General features: G+C 69.7%; 16 protein-coding genes. 13 read left to right on the top strand and 3 right to left on the bottom strand.

Annotation, left to right across the window (positions count from 1 at the left end; all coding sequences use genetic code 11):
- Positions 1 to 5: 5 nt before the first annotated feature.
- Genes ACN27E_RS08585 through ACN27E_RS08575 form a run of 3 tightly spaced genes read left to right on the top strand, consistent with a single transcriptional unit; the run spans position 6 to position 1,871 of the window.
- Positions 6 to 725 (top strand): FadR/GntR family transcriptional regulator, encoded by a 720-nt coding sequence (locus ACN27E_RS08585; protein WP_422748235.1) that lies wholly within the window; start codon positions 6 to 8, stop codon positions 723 to 725.
- A 36-nt stretch (positions 726 to 761) separates the two neighbouring features.
- Positions 762 to 1,085 carry an ArsR/SmtB family transcription factor gene (locus ACN27E_RS08580; protein ID WP_422748233.1) on the top strand — a complete coding sequence of 108 codons (324 nt, stop codon included), beginning with the start codon at positions 762 to 764 and terminating at the stop codon, positions 1,083 to 1,085.
- Positions 1,086 to 1,094: 9 nt separating this feature from the next.
- Positions 1,095 to 1,871 carry a GntR family transcriptional regulator gene (locus ACN27E_RS08575; RefSeq protein ID WP_422748232.1) on the top strand — a complete coding sequence of 259 codons (777 nt, stop codon included), beginning with the start codon at positions 1,095 to 1,097 and terminating at the stop codon, positions 1,869 to 1,871.
- On the opposite strand, the gene ACN27E_RS08570 is transcribed toward ACN27E_RS08575, so the two are convergent.
- On the bottom strand, positions 1,849 to 2,565 hold the full coding sequence (locus ACN27E_RS08570; protein ID WP_422748230.1) for an HAD family hydrolase: 717 nt from the start codon (positions 2,563 to 2,565) through the stop codon (positions 1,849 to 1,851). The two genes, ACN27E_RS08575 and ACN27E_RS08570, sit on opposite strands and share 23 nt — an antisense overlap.
- Before the next feature lie 70 nt (positions 2,566 to 2,635).
- Here ACN27E_RS08570 and ACN27E_RS08565 point away from each other — a divergent pair, with 70 nt between their 5' ends.
- From ACN27E_RS08565 to ACN27E_RS08535, 7 genes are read left to right on the top strand one after another with little or no spacing between them, the layout of a single operon-like run.
- Positions 2,636 to 3,592: a choline/ethanolamine kinase family protein gene (locus ACN27E_RS08565; RefSeq protein WP_422748228.1), complete on the top strand. Its 957-nt coding sequence runs from the start codon at positions 2,636 to 2,638 to the stop codon at positions 3,590 to 3,592.
- A complete protein-coding gene (locus ACN27E_RS08560) occupies positions 3,589 to 6,051 on the top strand; it encodes a GcvT family protein (protein WP_422748225.1) in 2,463 nt (820 codons plus the stop codon). The genes ACN27E_RS08565 and ACN27E_RS08560 overlap by 4 nt, the downstream gene beginning before the upstream one ends.
- A 55-nt stretch (positions 6,052 to 6,106) precedes the next feature.
- On the top strand, positions 6,107 to 6,805 hold the full coding sequence (locus ACN27E_RS08555) for an energy-coupling factor ABC transporter permease (RefSeq protein WP_422748223.1): 699 nt from the start codon (positions 6,107 to 6,109) through the stop codon (positions 6,803 to 6,805).
- A complete protein-coding gene (locus ACN27E_RS08550; RefSeq protein WP_422748222.1) occupies positions 6,802 to 7,143 on the top strand; it encodes a PDGLE domain-containing protein in 342 nt (113 codons plus the stop codon). The genes ACN27E_RS08555 and ACN27E_RS08550 overlap by 4 nt, the downstream gene beginning before the upstream one ends.
- Before the next feature lies 1 nt (position 7,144).
- The gene (cbiQ, locus tag ACN27E_RS08545; protein ID WP_422748220.1) at positions 7,145 to 7,918 is read left to right on the top strand and encodes a cobalt ECF transporter T component CbiQ; all 774 of its coding nucleotides are present in this window, start codon (positions 7,145 to 7,147) and stop codon (positions 7,916 to 7,918) included.
- Complete coding sequence (locus ACN27E_RS08540) at positions 7,903 to 8,652, top strand: energy-coupling factor ABC transporter ATP-binding protein (RefSeq protein WP_422748218.1); 750 nt, start codon at positions 7,903 to 7,905, stop codon at positions 8,650 to 8,652. Before cbiQ ends, ACN27E_RS08540 begins: the two co-directional genes overlap by 16 nt.
- A 49-nt stretch (positions 8,653 to 8,701) precedes the next feature.
- Positions 8,702 to 10,084 (top strand): S1C family serine protease, encoded by a 1,383-nt coding sequence (locus tag ACN27E_RS08535; RefSeq protein WP_422748217.1) that lies wholly within the window; start codon positions 8,702 to 8,704, stop codon positions 10,082 to 10,084.
- Between the two features lie 24 nt (positions 10,085 to 10,108).
- Here ACN27E_RS08535 and mtr read toward each other — a convergent pair whose 3' ends face one another.
- Both mtr and ACN27E_RS08525 read right to left on the bottom strand, forming a co-directional pair.
- Positions 10,109 to 11,521: a mycothione reductase gene (gene mtr / locus ACN27E_RS08530; protein WP_422749715.1), complete on the bottom strand. Its 1,413-nt coding sequence runs from the start codon at positions 11,519 to 11,521 to the stop codon at positions 10,109 to 10,111.
- 11 nt (positions 11,522 to 11,532) lie between these two features.
- Positions 11,533 to 12,519 (bottom strand): alpha/beta hydrolase, encoded by a 987-nt coding sequence (locus tag ACN27E_RS08525; RefSeq protein WP_422748215.1) that lies wholly within the window; start codon positions 12,517 to 12,519, stop codon positions 11,533 to 11,535.
- Positions 12,520 to 12,685: 166 nt separating this feature from the next.
- Between ACN27E_RS08525 and mqo the strand changes: the two genes are divergently transcribed.
- From mqo to ACN27E_RS08510, 3 genes are read left to right on the top strand one after another with little or no spacing between them, the layout of a single operon-like run.
- Complete coding sequence (gene mqo, locus ACN27E_RS08520; protein ID WP_422748214.1) at positions 12,686 to 14,245, top strand: malate dehydrogenase (quinone); 1,560 nt, start codon at positions 12,686 to 12,688, stop codon at positions 14,243 to 14,245.
- 12 nt (positions 14,246 to 14,257) lie between these two features.
- Positions 14,258 to 14,722: a GNAT family N-acetyltransferase gene (locus ACN27E_RS08515; RefSeq protein WP_422748212.1), complete on the top strand. Its 465-nt coding sequence runs from the start codon at positions 14,258 to 14,260 to the stop codon at positions 14,720 to 14,722.
- The gene (locus tag ACN27E_RS08510; protein ID WP_422748210.1) at positions 14,722 to 16,581 is read left to right on the top strand and encodes a VWA domain-containing protein; all 1,860 of its coding nucleotides are present in this window, start codon (positions 14,722 to 14,724) and stop codon (positions 16,579 to 16,581) included. The genes ACN27E_RS08515 and ACN27E_RS08510 overlap by 1 nt, the downstream gene beginning before the upstream one ends.
- The last annotated feature ends 6 nt before the right edge of the window (positions 16,582 to 16,587 follow it).

The following is a 16,587-nucleotide window of genomic DNA, read 5'->3' as shown; positions in this document are numbered from 1 at the left end:
TAATCATGACCGCCGAACCGGATCCGCCCGCCAGTGAGACCCTCCTGCGGCCGGTCCGGCAGGGCAATACCTTCGAGGACACTATGGGGCGGCTGCTCGAGACCATCCGGCTCGGTGTGTTCGCCCCGGGGGAGTCGCTGCCACCGGAGCGGGAGCTGGCCGCCCGGCTCGGGGTGAGCCGCGACACCGTCCGCGAGGCCATCAGGTCGCTGGCCGACGCCGGCTACCTGGTGGTGCGGCGCGGACGTTATGGCGGCACCTTCCTGACCGACGAACTGCCGCGTCACACCGGGGATCACACCGGGCTGAGCGCCGAGGAGATCGACGATGTGCTGCGGTTGCGGGACATCCTGGAGACCGGCGCCGCCAGGGCGGCCGCGCTGCGTGAACTGACCGATTCGCAGTGCGAGGATCTGCGGGCGCGGCTGGCCGACGTCCGCGCGGCCGCCCCCGACGACTACCGGCGGCTGGATTCGCGGCTGCACCTGGCGATCGCCGAGGCCGCCGGACCGCCGTCGCTGGTGGCACTGGTGGCCGAGAATCGGATGCGGCTCAACGCGCTGCTCGACCGCATCCCACTGCTACGCCGCAACATCGCGCATTCCGACGATCAGCACGAGGCCATCGTCGGCGCGATCCTCGCCGGTGACGCGCGCACGGCCGAATCGGCGATGCGTGACCACATCGCCGGATCGAGCGCGCTGCTGCACGGCTTCCTCGACTGACGCGATGCCGGCCCGCCGCGCCACTACATTGATCTGGTGACCGATCCGCGGCGTGAGGTGCAGCGTGCGACGTCCGCGCTGTCCGACGTCGACACCGCGGGGTGGGTGCAGCGCTTCGATCTGCTGTCCGATCCGCACCGCCTGGAGATCCTGCTGGCACTGCACCGCGCGCCCGGCATCTGCGTCGGTGACCTGGCGTCGGCGCTCAACCGCTCGGAGAACGCCGTCTCCCAGGCGCTGCGGGTGTTACGCCGCCAGGGCTGGGTGACGTCCACCCGGGTGGGACGGCTGGTCAGCTACCGGCTCGAGGACGACACCGTGCACGATCTGCTCCACTGGATCGGCGCTCGGCACGCCTGAGGAGGGTTCATGCGTACGTGGACGATGGCCGAACCGCAGTTCGCGGACAGACCCGACCTCCACGGCGCCGCGGACACGCCGGTCCATGCCCAGATCACCGCCTGGCTCGAGGCGTTGATCACGTCGTCGGTGCTGGCGCCCGGCGACCGGTTGCCCTCGGAGGTCGAGTTCGCCGAAGCGCTGGGCGTGAGCCGGATGACGTTGCGTCAGGCGTTGGCCGCGATCGAGGCCCGGGGGCTGATCGACCGGCGCCGTGGGCGCTCCGGCGGCAATTTCGTGTGTTCGCCGCGGTTCGAGTTCGACCATGCCAGCCTGCCCGGATTCACCGAGCAGATGCGGCGGATCCAGGTCGAAGCCGGCGCGCGGGTGCTGCGGGCCCGCACGGTCCGGCCGCCGTCCGACGTCCGCCGCCACCTCGAGCTGACCGGCGAGGCTCAGGTGCACGAGGTGCTGCGGGCCCGCTCGGCCAACGGTGAGCCGATCGTGCTGGAGCATGCCTACCTGCCCGCGGCCGTGTTCCCGGATCTGCTGGCAGGAGATCTGACCGGCTCGCTCTACTCGCTGATGCGCGGGTACGGCTCGGCGCCCTTCTCGGCCGAGGAGCAGATCGAGGCGGTCCGGGCCGAGGCCCGCACCGCCGATCTGCTCGGCATCCCGCCGGGAGATCCGGTGCTGCTGATCACGCGGACCGCCCGCACCGAGGACGGCGTGGCCGTCGAGTTCTCCCGCGACCACCACCGGTCGGACCGCACGCGGATCCGCATCACCGCCCAGGTCGGCGGGTGAGCAGCGCCTCGGCGACCAGGGTGGGGGACAACCGGGGAACCACCGCGGGAGCCAGACCGCACAGCTCTGGCGACGGATCTTCGGCCACGGCGACGCAGTGCATTCCCGCGGCGAGCGCCGCGCGCACCCCGGGCGGCGAATCCTCGAACACCAGGATGTCGCCGGGGCGACGATCGAGCAGCCGGGCGGCGGTCTGAAAGCCTTCGGGATCGGGTTTGCCCCGGGCGACGTCCTCCTCGGCGACCAGCACGGCGAAGTGCTCGCCGATCGCGCTGTGGGCCAACACGACCCGAACGTCGTCGCGCTGGGCGCCGGTGACGATCGCCAGCGGGATGCGGTGGCCGGCGAGGGCCGTCACCAGCGCGGCGGTGTCCGGCAGGATCGGTGAGCGGGCCGCGACGTGCTCGCGGTAACTGTCCCGGCGCAGGCGCAACAGCTCCTCGACATCAGGGCTGTCATCGGTGCCCCGGCCGTGGTGGCGCACCGCGTACTCGACGATCTCGCGGTCACTGCGCCCGAGCAGATGGTCCCGGTAGTCCTGTGCCGTCATCGCCCAGCCCAGCCGGTCGGCGAACAGATGACTGAAGATGTCGAACAGAATCGGCTCGTCATCGGACAGCGTGCCGTTGAAGTCGAAGACGACCGCGGGTGCGGCGCTGCGCAGCCACTCGTCGATCACGTCGGTCGCTGACACGCGCAATAGTCTAGACCTTAAGAGCGATGCCTCCTAGAGTGGGAAGGACCCACCTGCGCGGAGGACCTGCATGTCGTTTCTGCTCAGCGAGATCGATGCGCTGCTCGACGAGTTCCCCGTGCTGGCCGGGCGGCCCCGGCGGGTGGAGGAACTGTCCGGCGGGCTGACCAACCGCAACGTCAAGGTGATCACCGCCGAGGCGACCTACGTGGCGCGCTGCACCGGCACCGGTCCCAATCTGCTCGGAATCGATCGCGACGCCGAACTGTTCAACACCCAGGCTGCCGAGCGGGCGGGCGTCGGTGCTGCGGTGGTGGACCACCGGCTCGATCTGGGGGTGTTGCTGCTCGGCTATATCGACGGAAAGACGCTGTGCAATGCCGACTTCCAGCGTCCCGGCATCCTGGCGAAGGTGGCCGACGGCTGTCGCGCGCTGCATGCCGGTCCCCGCTTCCGAGGCCGGTTCGACATGTTCGAGCGCCAGGCCGCCTATCAGCAGACGGTCCTCGACCACGGATTCCGGATGCCGCGGGACTACCTCGAGCACGCCGACGCCTTCGCCGAGGTCGGGCGGGCACTGGCCGCCACGGACGAGGGCACCGTGCCGTGCAACAACGACCTGCTGGCCGAGAATTTCATCGAGACCGGCGACCGTGTGAGGATCATCGACTACGAGTACGCCGGCAACAACGACCCCTGTTTCGAACTGGGGAACATCGCCGGGGAATGCGGCCTGTCCGTCGATCAACTCGACGAACTGGTCACCCTCTACTACGGCCGGCCGTTGCCGCACAAGATCGCCCGCGCCCGGGTCATGACCACCGTCGCCCGGTACGGCTGGACGATGTGGGGTTGTATCCAGCACGGTTCCAGCCCCTTGGACGTCGACTTCTGGCAGTGGGCCATGCAGCGATACGAACCCGCCGTCGAAGCGCTGCGCGATCCACGCCTGTCGCGGCTACTCGACGAACTGCGCCCGCCCCCCGACCGCCCGGAGACCGACCCGAGGAAGCAGCCACACCCATGACCCCCACCGCCCTGCCCGATCGTGCCCGCGTCGTCGTCATCGGTGGCGGGGTGATCGGCACCAGCGTGGCCTACCACCTGACGCACTGTGGCCTCACCGATGTGGTGTTGCTCGAACAGGGACAGCTCTCGAGCGGAACCACCTGGCACGCCGCCGGATTGGTGGGGCAGCTGCGAGCCTCGGAGAGCGGCACCCGGCTCGTGCAGTACTCGACGCAGCTCTACGCCGACCTCGAAGCCGAGACCGGGCTGTCGGCCGGGTACAAGCAGTGCGGGGGAGTGATCGTCGCGCGGACCGAGGACCGGATGACGCAGCTGCGCCGGACCGCGGCCAATGCCGCCGCCTTCGACATGGAATGCGAACTGCTGACTCCCGAGCAGGCGGGTGAACACTATCCGGTGATGCGGGTCGACGATCTGGTCGGCGCGATCTGGTTACCGGCCGATGGTAAGGCCAACCCCACGGATCTGACCATGGCGCTGGCCAAGGGGGCCAGGCTGGGCGGCGCCAGGGTGATCGAGAAGACCCGCGTGACAGGCATTCTCACCGCGAACGGCCGGGTGCGCGGAGTGCACACCGACGGAGGCGAGATCGAGGCGGAGATCGTCGTCAACTGCGCCGGCCAGTGGGCCAAACAGGTCGGTGCGATGGCCGGGGTCAACGTTCCGCTGCACTCGGCCGAACACTTCTACGTCGTCAGCGAGGCCATCGACGGGGTGCATCCCGATCTGCCGATCCTGCGCGATCCCGACGGCTACACCTATTTCAAAGAAGAGGTCGGCGGGCTGGTGATCGGCGGGTTCGAGCCGGAGGCCAAGCCATGGGTGTCACCCGACGCCGTGCCCTATCCCTTCGAATTCCAGCTGCTCGACGAGGACTGGGATCACTTCGAGATCCTGATGGACAATGCGCTGCTGCGCATTCCGGCCCTCGAGGTTACCGGTATCAAGAAGTTCTACAACGGTCCGGAGAGTTTCACCCCGGACAATCAGTTCCTGCTGGGCGAGGCACCGGAGCTCGGCAACTTCTTCGTCGGCGCCGGCTTCAACTCCGTCGGCATCGCCACCGCGGGCGGCGCGGGCCGGGCGCTGGCCGAGTGGATCGTCGAGGGCGCTCCGAGCGGTGACCTCACCGGGGTGGACATCCGGCGCTTCGCGCGCTTCAACGGAAACAACCGGTGGCTGCACGATCGGGTCGCCGAAGTCCTCGGCGTGCACTACGAGATTCCCTGGCCCAACCGGGAACTCACCACGGCACGGCCGTTTCGCCGGTCGCCGGTGCATCATCTGCTGGAGGCGGCCGGCGCCAACTTCGGCAGCAAGATGGGTTGGGAACGCGCCAACTTCTTCGCCCCGCCGGGGCAGCCGCCGGCCATCGACTACACCTGGGGCAAACCGAACTGGCTGCCGTGGTCGGCGGCCGAACAACGCAGCACCCGCACCGGTGTCACGGTCTTCGACCAGACGTCGTTCTCCAAGTATCTGATGATCGGTCCCGACGCCGAGGCGGCCCTGCAGTGGCTCTGCACCGCCGATGTCGGGGTGGCGGTCGGCCGGACCGTCTACACCGGCATGCTCAACGCCCGGGGGACCTACGAATCCGACGTCACCGTCACCCGCACCGCGGCCGACGAATTCCTCATCGTCAGCAGCGCGGCGACGACCGAGCGCGACCGCGACCACATCCGCAAAAATCTGCCACCGGGGGCGAATGCGACGCTGGTGGACATGACCTCGGCATACGCCGTGTTCGGGGTGATGGGTCCGGCCTCGCGAGATCTGCTGGGTGCGCTGACCGACGCCGACCTCTCCGACGCCGCCTTCGGGTTCGGCACCAGCCGGCTCATCTCCCTCGGATACGCCACCGTACGGGCCACCAGGATCACCTATGTCGGCGAACTCGGGTGGGAACTCTATGTGCCCACGGAGTTCGCAGTGGGGGTCTACGAGGATCTGATGCGCGCGGGTGCCGGACTGGACGTCGCCCGCGGCGGCTACTACGCCATCGAATCGCTGCGGCTGGAGAAGGGATACCGGGCTTTCGGCCGCGAACTCACGCCCGGCGAGAACCCGGTCGAGGCCGGTCTCCTGTTCGCCTGCAAGCTGGGCACCGACATCGATTTCCTCGGTCGCGATGCGGTCGAGAAGGCGAAAGCCGAAGGGGTGCGCAAGAAGCTGGTCAGCTTCCGGGTCGACGATGCGGACGCCATGCTCTGGGGTGGCGAGGTTCTGCTGCGCGACGGTGTGGTCGCCGGTCAGGCCACCGCCGCGGCCTGGGCGCAGACCACCGGATGCTGCGTCGGCCTGGCTTATGTCCGCGCGCCGAACGGTGCACCGGTCGACCCGGCGTGGGTCAGATCCGGCAGGTACGAGGTGGATGTGGCCGGGGTGCGCCACCCGGTGTCGGTGTCGCTGCGGCCGCTCTACGACCCGGACAATCGACGGGTTCGGGAGGGCTGACACCGTTTCACCTGTTCACGTGGACAGATGTCGTGGGCGGTCCTACGCTCAGGCGATGTCCGTGTCCCAGGTCGCCATGCACATGAGCGACGGCATCGTCAACGCGCCGGTGTCGATGCTGTTCGGGATGCTCGCGCTCGGCGCTGTCGCGTTCAGCGCAGTCCGCGCCCGGGCCGAACTCGACGAACGCGCGGTACCGCTGGCCGGTCTGGTGGCCGCGTTCGTGTTCGCCGTTCAGATGGTCAACTTCCCCATCCTGCCCGGCGTCAGCGGCCACCTGCTCGGTGGCGCGCTGGCGGCGATCCTGGTCGGTCCCTACACCGGCGTGCTGTGCATCGCGATCGTTCTGGTGGTGCAGGCCCTGTTGTTCGCCGACGGCGGTGTGACCGCGCTCGGCACCAACATCGTCAACATGGGGGTGATCGGAGTCGCCGCCGGGTATGGCACCGCAGTCGCACTGCTGGCCGTCATCCGTCGCCGCGCCGACCGGACCGGACCCGCCCTCGGGGTGGTGGCGTTCATCGCCGCCTTGGTCGGGACTGTTTGTGCAGCAATGGGTTTCGTGATCGAGTACGCGATCGGCGGTGCCGGCGGCGTATCGCTGGGTACCGTGACCGCCTACATGTTGGGCACCCATGTCCTGATCGGCGTGGGTGAGGGCCTGATCACCGCGGTGACGGTGCTGGCGGTGGCTCGGGCCAGACCCGACCTGGTGTATCTGCTGCGCACGTCACGCCGGGAGGTCGCGGCGTGACCGGGCGCCGCTGGTTCTGGGTGGCGTCGGTGATGCTGACCCTGCTGATCGCGGGAGGCCTGTCCGCCTTCGCCAGCGCCAGCCCGGACGGGCTGGACTCGGCCACCCTGCAGGGCTGTCAGGTGGTCGAGACGCCCGGTGGCGAGGAATTGACCGGGGACTGCATCGCCCAGCACGCGACCGACCACGCGCTGGCGGACTCCCCGCTGGCCGACTACACGATCGGTGGTCAGGAGGCGACCGGCGGACTGGCCGGGATCATCGGGGTCGCCGTCACGGTCGCGACCGCTGGGGGCGTGTTCTGGCTGATCGCGCGGACACGCCGCGGCCGAAGCTGATATGGGGGCCGGCGCGCATCCGCTCTACCGGCACGGGGACTCGATGGTGCATCGACTGCCCGCCGAGGTCAAAATCGTCGGACTGCTGGCGTTCGTGCTGGCGGTGGTCGCCACGCCGCGTGAAACTCTCTGGCCCTACGGGATTTACGGTCTCATCGTGGCAGCGGTGTGGTGGCTGGCGCGCCTGCCGCTGCGCTGGGTGCTGCCCCGGATGCTGATCGAGGCGCCGTTCGTGGTGCTGGCGCTGCTGCTGCCGTTCACCGAAGGCGGTGAACGCGTGCTCGTCGGCGGGGTGTCACTGTCGGTTGCGGGGCTCTACGCCGCATGGGGGATCGTGGCCAAGGGCACCCTGGGCGTCGCCGCCGCACTCGCCGTGGCCGCCACCACCTCGGCCGCGCAACTGCCCGCCGCGCTGAGCCGGCTGGGCGCGCCCCCGGTCGTCACTTCGGTGCTCGTCCTGATGATCCGCTACGTCGATCTGCTGGCCGCCGAGGCGGCCCGGATGCGGCTGGCCCGCATCTCCCGCGGGGACTCGCCCCGCGCGCTGCACCAGGCCGGCGCCATCGCCACGGGGATCGGCGCCTTGTTCGTGCGGTCCTACGAGCGGGGCGAGCGGGTGTATGTGGCGATGCTCTCGCGCGGATTCGAGGGGCGCGCGCCCGACCTCGCCGCCGTCGGCGCGCCGCCGCGCGCCGGTGCCGCGCAGTGGACGTTCGCGCTGGCCCCCGCCGCGGCCGCGCTCGCGGTCAGCGCGGTGGCGTGGACGCTCACGTGACCCCGGCGATCTCCATCGCGGGTCTGCGCCATGTCTACCCGGACGGCCACACCGCGCTCGACGGCGTCGACATCGAGGTCGCACCGGGTGAACGCGTCGCGGTGCTCGGCCCGAACGGTGCGGGCAAGACGACCCTGATGCTGCATCTCAACGGTGTGCTGACCGCCAGCGGGGGCACCGTGACGATCGGCGGTACCCCGGTCAGCCGCACCACCCTGCCCGGCATCCGCCGACGTGTCGGGCTGGTGTTCCAGGATCCCGACGATCAGCTCTTCATGCCGACCGTGGCCCAGGATGTCGCCTTCGGACCAGCCAACTTCGGGGTGCGCGGTGACGAGCTGGCCGAGCGGGTCCGCCGGGCCCTGCAGACGGTGTCGCTGTCGCAGGCCGCCGACCGCAGTCCCACCCACCTGTCGGCGGGCCAGCGGCGCCGAGCGGCGCTGGCCACCGTGCTGGCCTGCGAACCGGAGATCCTGGTGCTCGACGAACCCTCGGCGAACCTGGATCCGCTCGCGCGTCGCGAACTCGCCGAAACCCTGCGGTCGCTGCCGGCCACGATGCTGATCGTGACCCACGACCTGCCCTATGCGGCGCAGTTGTGCGAACGGGCCGTCGTGATGGACGGCGGCCGGGTCGTCGCCGACGGACCGGTCGGCACGATTCTGGCCGACTCGCAGCTGCTGGCCGCCCACCGGCTGGAACTGCCGTGGGGCTTCGCCGTGCCGGAGACCTGACCGTCGCCGCCGGTAGGCTGAGCACCATTCGCGACGAAAGTGATCATGCGTGACCGATGAGCTCGATCCGGCGACCCGACGCACCTTCGGCCGCCCAGACGGTGTGACGGGCGCCTTCGCCGGCCCCGACCGCCGCCACGACCAGGGCCGGTATGCGCCGACCGACCAGCCGCCCGACGCCGTGCTGGCCGAGGTCTTCGCCCGCCGGGACGACGATGCGGGCGATACGAGCGATGCGGGCGATCTGCCGCCGACCGCAGCCGCCCCAGAACCCGCCGCCGAGCCGGAGCCCGCACCCGTCCCGGCCGCCGCACCCGCCGGCCCGACCGAGAAGCTCGGCGTGCGAGATCTGCTGTTCGGCGGGAAGGTATCGGTCCCGGCCCTCATCGTGCTGACGGTCATCGCCCTGGCGGTCGGTCTGCTCGGCGGGTGGGTCGGCAGCAGGTCGGCCGCCATCCTGGAGGCGTTCGCCACGCCCAAGGTGAGCCTGTCGACCACCGACACCAGCGACCTGCCCGAAGGCCGGTTCACCCGGGTCGCCGATGCGGTCGCCGATTCGGTGGTGACGATCGAAGCGGTCAGCGAGTCGGCCGGTACGCAGGGTTCCGGAGTCGTCGTCGACGGGCGCGGATACGTCGTCACCAACAACCACGTGGTCGAAGAGGCCGCGATGGACCTGAGCAAGTGGAAGCTGACCGTGGTCTTCAACGACGGCAAGACGGTTCCGGCCAACATCGTCGGACGCGACCCGACCACCGATCTGGCCGTCCTGAAGGTCGACAACGTCGACAATCTGACCGTCGCGCGCCTGGGGAATTCCGACAAGCTGCGGGTGGGTCAGGAGGTCATCGCCGCCGGCGCCCCACTCGGCCTGCGCAGCACCGACACCCAGGGCATCATCAGCGCGTTGAACCGGGCGGTCCGGTTGTCCAGCGGAGACTCCGGCGACACGGTGATCGCCGCGGTGCAGACCGACGCGGCGATCAACCACGGCAATTCCGGCGGGCCGCTGATCAACATGGACGCCGAGGTCATCGGCATCAACGCGGCGGGGCGCTCGCTGTCCGACAGCGCCAGCGGTCTCGGGTTCGCGATCCCGGTCAACGAGGTCCGCCACGTCGTCGAGACGCTGATGCGCGATGGCGTGATCGCCCATCCCACCCTGGGTCTGTCCGCCGAGTCGGTCAGCGAGACGGCGTCCGACGGTGCGCGGATCACCGAGGTCAAACAGGGCAGCGCGGCCGACCGGGCCGGGCTGCAGAAGGACGACATCGTGGTCAAGGTCGACAACCACGACGTCGGCGATCTGGACGCCTTCATCGTCGCGGTCCGTCAATTGCAGATCGGACGGGAAGCCCCGGTCGAGGTGCTGCGCGACGGAAAGCCCGTCACCGTGACCGTCAGTCCGGAGGCCGGCAAGCCCTCGACGTGAGCGGGGTGGTGCGGCTCGCCTCTGTCAGTGCCGTCGCGCCGGTGGCCACGGTGGCTCGCCGCACAGGGCGAGCAGCGCGTTCTCGATCACCTCGGGCAGCGCCGGGTGGATCCAGTACTGACCGCGCGCCATCTCCTGGGCGGGCAGTCCGAACGCCATCGCCTGGATGATCGGCTGGATGATCGACGACGCCTGGTGGCCCATGATGTGGGCGCCGAGCAGAAGGCCGGTCTCGTCGTCGACGATCAGCTTCGCGAAGCCCGACGTGTCCTCCATCGCCCATCCGTACGCGACATCGCTGTAGTCCTGGACCTTGCTGCGGATGCGATGACCCGCCGCCCGCGCCTCGTTCTCGGTCAGTCCCACCGAGGCAATCTGCGGTTCGGTGAACACCGCCGACGGCACATTGCGGTGATTGGCCGGCATCAGCGCATCGGTGTCGTCCCAGTCGACGAGCAGATTGTTCTTGACCACGCGCGCTTCGTGATTCGCGACGTGTTTGAGCTGGTACGGGGAGCAGATGTCGCCGAGTGCGAAGACGTTGCGTGCGGTGGTGCGCTGGTAGTCGTCGACGGTGACCAGCCCGTCGGTGACCTCGACCCCGGCCAGGTGCGCGTCGAGACGGTCGCCGTTGGGCACCCGTCCGGTGGCCACCAGCAGGACGTCCCCGCGTAGTGCGGAACCGTCGTCGAGTTCGAGGGTGACCCCGTCGGAGTCGCTGCTGCCGCCGAGGATGTTGCGCCGGCTGCGGATCTCCCACTTCTTGCCCGCGATGTCGGTGAATCGCTCGCAGATCGTGTCGTCGGTGTGCGCCAGCAGCGTGGTGCCGCGGATGACGATGGTGACGCGTGACCCCAGCGACGAGAAGATGTGCGCGAACTCCGCGGCCACATAGCCGCCGCCGGCGATGATGATGTGGTCGGGCAGATCGGCCAGGCGCATGATCGTGTCGCTGGTGTGATAGGCCACGCCGCAGTCGCGGATGGCCGGTGGCACCGTGGCCCGCGAGCCGGCGGCCAGCACCACCTGTGTTGCGGTGAACTCGTCGCCGTCGTCGGTGCGCAGGGCGTACCCTCCGTCGGGCAGCGTGCCGGTGAATCTGGTGTGGCTGGCGAAGACCTCGACGTCGGGGGAGGACCGCCGATAGTGCTCACCACCGGTGGCCAGCGGGTCGATGCGGCCGAATACCCGCGAGACGATATCGCCCCACCGGACGCCGTCGACATGGGCGTCGATGCCGTATTGCGCCGCATCCCTGACGTTCTGGGTGACCCCGGCGGCGTAGACGAACATCTTTGTCGGAATGCAGCCGACGTTGAGACAGGTCCCCCCGAAGGTGCCCTCCTCGCAGATCGCCACCCGCTTGTCGAGGTAACGCTCGTCCAGAATGGTGTTGCCCGAACCGGTTCCGATGATGGCGATGTCGAAGTGCGTCATGTGCGTGTCCGTCATCCCCGTTCGGTGTACCAGTCCAGCCAGCGATCCAGCTCACGGTAGGCCGCGGCGCGCGGTTCGGCCAGCGACAGGAACACATCGTGTTTGGCGTCGGCGATCGGCACGACCACCGACCGGTTGCCGATGCACCCCGCCCAGCGGGCGATCTGCGCGACGTCGAGCACCGCGTCGCCGCGCTGGATGCGGGCCGGATCGCGGGCCTCCCGCACGCTGTGGTCCGAGCGCAGAATGAGGTTCGGCACCCCCACATCGAGGCCGCGGTGCAACCGGGCGTGCCCCCGCCGGATCGCATGGATCCAGCCGAAGGTGACCGGGAAACCGCCCACCGGCTTCCAATCCAGGTTGTAGTCGAACTCGCCGGCGTAGTCGCGGTGCAGGGAGGCGCCGTACCCGCCGTCCGGAACCGGCGCCCGCACCACCCGCCGCTTGCGGATGCGCGACATCGCGCCGATCGCCGCCGAGGCGCCCGTCGTGCGCAGGATCGCCGGGCCCTGCAGGTCCAGCCAGGGGCTGTTGAGGACCAGACCGCCCAGATGCCGTCGCGCGGTGTCCCCGCGACGGGCCACCCGGTCCAGCCACAGCGACACGATCAGTCCGCCGGCGGAGTGGCCGATGACCAGCACCTGGGCACCGGCCGTCTCGTCGGCGATGACCGCCAGCGCCCGCTCGAGTTCGGTGTCGTAGCGGGCCAGATCGGTGGTGAAGTGCGGCGTTTGCCCCGCCCGTCTTGACCGACCACATTTGTGCAGGTCCAGCGCATAGAACGCGAACCCGCGGCCGGCCAGGTGCTCGGCGAGGCCGGTATGGAAGAAGTAGTCGGTGAAACCGTGCACCAGCAGCACCGCGTGGCGGGCGGCGGGTGACCCGTCGCCCCGGCGCACCAGCGTGGCATAGAGGTCGCCCTCCCCGTCGGGGTCGGGACCCAGTGCCAGCGTCTGCTGGAGGTAGTCGGGCAACTCGTCGGGCACCCAGGCGTCCACGCAGCCACCTTAGGCCGCGAGCCAGGCCGCGAGCGGTCGCACCGGTCCGGACGGTGAGCAGATGCACAGTGGCCGCGGGGTTGGCCGAACCTGTGTCGGGATAACCTGGGAGACGGCGGACCGCCGTGACTCGCGATGATTAAGGACCGATGACGTGCCTGACGCAATGTCTGATTCCCAGGTAGCCAAGACAGACGTCGTGCTGGTGGGCGCCGGCATCATGAGCGCCACACTCGGGGTCCTGCTCAAGTTGCTCGAGCCGAACTGGTCGATCACCCTCGTCGAGCGTCTGGACGGCGCGGCCGCCGAGAGCAGCGATGCGTGGAACAACGCGGGCACCGGCCACTCGGCGCTGTGCGAACTGAACTACACCCCGCAGAATTCCGACGGCAGCATCGACATCAGCAAGGCCGTCAACGTCAATGAGCAGTTCCAGGTCTCGCGCCAGTTCTGGAGTTACGCCGTGGAGAACGGCGTCCTGCCCGACGTGCGCAGCTTCATCAACCCCATCCCGCATGTGAGCTTCGTCAGCGGCGCCAAGAGCGCCCAGTATCTGCGCGCCCGCTACGACGCCCTGGTGACCAACCCGCTGTTCGGGTCGATGGAGTACATCGACGATCCCGCCGAGTTCGCCCGCCGCCTGCCGTTCATGGCCGAGAAGCGCGACCTGCGCGAGCCGTTCGCCCTGAACTGGAGTCAGGACGGCACCGACGTCGACTTCGGGTCGTTGTCGCGCCAGCTGATCGGCTATTGCGCGCAGCGGGGCATGCCCACCCTCTTCGGCCACGAGGTGCAGGATCTGTCCAAGCAGTCCGACGGCACCTGGCTGGTCAAGGTGGTCAATCGGCGCACCGGTGCCAAGCGCAAGATCAACGCGAAATTCGTCTTCGTCGGCGCGGGCGGCGGCGCGCTGCCACTGCTGCAGAAGGCGGGCATCAAGGAGGCCAAGGGATTCGGCGGCTTCCCGGTGGGCGGGCAGTGGCTGCGCACCGCCAATCCCGAGCTCACCGCGCGGCACCAGGCCAAGGTGTACGGTCAGCCGCCCCTGGGTGCGCCGCCGATGTCGGTGCCGCACTTGGACACCCGCGTCATCAACGGAAGGTCGTTCCTGCTGTTCGGTCCGTTCGCCGGATGGTCGCCGAAATTCCTCAAACAGGGCAAGGTCACCGATCTGCCGTTCTCGGTGAAGCCCAACAACCTCGCTTCGATGCTCGGTGTCGGACTCACCGAGATGGGGCTGCTGAAATATCTGATCGGTCAGCTGCTGCTCAGTGAGGCCGATCGCGTCGAGGCGTTGCGGGACTTCGCCCCGAGTGCGCGCGACTCGGACTGGGAACTCGACATTGCGGGTCAGCGGGTACAGGTGATCCGCCGCAAGGGCAAAGGCGGCGTGCTGGAGTTCGGTACGACGGTGCTGGCGGCCCAGGACGGCAGCATGGCGGGTCTGCTGGGTGCCTCCCCGGGGGCGTCCACCGCGGTGCCGGCGATGCTCGACGTCATGCAGCGCTGTTTCGCCGACCGCTACACCGCCTGGCTGCCCAAGCTCGAGGAGATCGTGCCGTCGCTGGGCACCAAACTCTCCACGGAGCCCAAGCTGTTCGAGGAGATCTGGGCGCATGGCACCAAGGTGCTCAAACTGGACCGGCCGGCCGAGGGCCTGCCCATCGCCGGTCCGGAAACCGAGCACGCCGAAGCGGACGGCGCCCCGGCCGCGGTGACCGCCTGACGTGGGTCGGCGATGACGGTCGCGCTGCGGCGCAGCTGGGCCAAGGATCTCGACGCGGCGACGCTCTACGAGCTGCTGAAGCTGCGGGTCGAGGTGTTCGTGGTCGAACAGGCATGCCCCTACCCGGAACTCGACGGCCGCGATCTCCTGGCCGAGACGCGGCACTTCTGGCTCGAGAGCCCTGACGGCGAGGTGATCTCCACCCTGCGGCTCATGGAGGAACATGCCGGCGGGCAGAAGGCGTTCCGCATCGGCCGCGTCTGCACCAAGCGCAGCGCTCGCGGCCACGGCCACACCACTCGGCTGATGCAGGCCGCGCTGGCCGACGTCGGCGACTATCCGTGCCGTATCGACGCCCAGACCTATCTCGAAGAGATGTACGCCCAGCACGGATTCGTCAGGGACGGCGACGAATTCCTCGACGACGGCATCCCGCACGTGCCGATGCTTCGTCCTGTCCCCGGAGGCGCGCACTGATGCCCGTACCGACGTATCCGTTCTCCGCGATCGTCGGGCAGGACCGGCTGCGGCTTGCGCTCCTGCTGTGCGCGGTGCGGCCCGAGATCGGCGGCGTGCTCATCCGCGGGGAGAAGGGGACCGCCAAATCCACTGCGGTGCGCGCTCTGGCGAAGGTGCTGGGCGCGGTCGACTCAGGGGCACTCGTCGAACTACCGATCGGCGCCACCGAGGACCGCGTCGTGGGATCCCTGGATCTGCAGAAGGTGCTCCGCGACGGCGAACATGCGTTCTCGCCGGGCCTGCTGGCCCGCGCCCACGGCGGCGTGCTCTACGTCGACGAGGTCAATCTGCTGCACGACCATCTGGTCGACGTGCTGCTCGACGCCGCAGCGATGGGCCGGGTGCATGTGGAACGCGACGGGATCTCGCACACCCACGAAGCCCGCTTCATCCTGATCGGCACCATGAACCCCGAGGAAGGGGAGTTGCGGCCGCAGTTGCTCGATCGTTTCGGGCTGACCGTCGATGTCGCGGCATCACGCGACGTCGACGTGCGGGTCGAGGTGATCCGCCAGCGGATGGCGTTCGAGGCCGACCCGACCGGATTCGCGGAAAGCTACGCCGCAGCCGATTCCGAACTGGCCCGGCGGGTCGCCGCCGCCCGGGCGGCCGTTGCCTCGGTGGTGTTGCCCGACAGCGAGTTACGACGCATCGCAGCGCTGTGCGCGGCGTTCGACGTGGACGGTATGCGGGCCGATCTGGTGGTGGCACGCACCGCGGTCGCCCACGCGGCGTGGCGCGGTGCGGCCACCGTGGGCGAAGAGGACATCCGGGTGGCGGCCGAATTCGCGCTGCCGCACCGGCGTCGGCGCGACCCCTTCGACGACCCCGGGCTGGATCAACAGCGCCTCGACGAGGCGATGGCCGAGGCGGGCGAGTCCGCAGAGGCCTCCGGCGGCGGGGACCCCGAGCCGGATCCGGACCCACCCGGCGGCGGATCGGACTCACCCTCCGAGGGGTCCGCGAACTCCGCTGGTGCGCAACGCAGTTCGTCAGCGCAGACGCGTTCCAACGCGGCACCCTCGGCCACGTTCCGTACCCGGGCGCTGACGGTGCCCGGCGTCGGCGAGGGTGCGCCGGGACGGCGGTCGCGGGCTCGTAACCGCACCGGCACCGTCGTGTCGGCGACCGCGGACGGCGACGGGCAAGGCCTGCACGTCTTCGGCACCCTGCTGGCCGCGGCCGGCAACCAGCATTCGCCCGGGCGGCCACGTCCGGGTCCGGGAGACGTCCGCCGCGCCGTACGCGAAGGCCGGGAAGGCAATTTGGTGGTGTTCGTGGTCGACGCGTCGGGTTCGATGGCGGCGCGGGACCGGATGTCCGCGGTCGGCGGTGCCACCCTCTCCCTGTTGCGCGACGCCTACCAGCGCCGCGACAAGGTCGCCGTCATCACCTTCCGTCAGCACGAAGCGCGGCTACTGCTGCCGCCGACGTCGTCGGTCCACATCGCCAGCCGGCGACTGTCGCGGTTCGACACCGGTGGCAAGACGCCGATCGCCGAGGGGCTGCTGGCCGCGCGCGACGTCGTGGTGCGGGAACGGGCGCGCGACCGAGCGCGGCGCACCCTGGTGGTCGTGCTGACCGACGGCCGCGCCACCGGCGGGCCCGATCCGCTCGGCCGGACCAGGGCCGCGGCCGCCCGTCTGCTGGCCGAGGGTGCCGCGTCGGTGGTGGTGGACTGCGAGACCTCCCCGGTCCGGCTCGGCCTGGCCGAGGACCTGGCCATTGCGCTGCGGGCGCCCGCGGTGCGCCTGGCGCAGCTGCGCGCCGACGAGCTGACCCGCGTGGTGACCGACACCGGACATCGCGCGGCCTGAGGGAGG

Source organism: Mycobacterium sp. WMMD1722, assembly GCF_049315205.1.
GTDB lineage: Bacteria > Actinomycetota > Actinomycetes > Mycobacteriales > Mycobacteriaceae > Mycobacterium.
The sequence above is the reverse complement of the archived record's forward strand: the minus strand, read 5'-3'. Positions and strand labels throughout refer to the sequence as shown.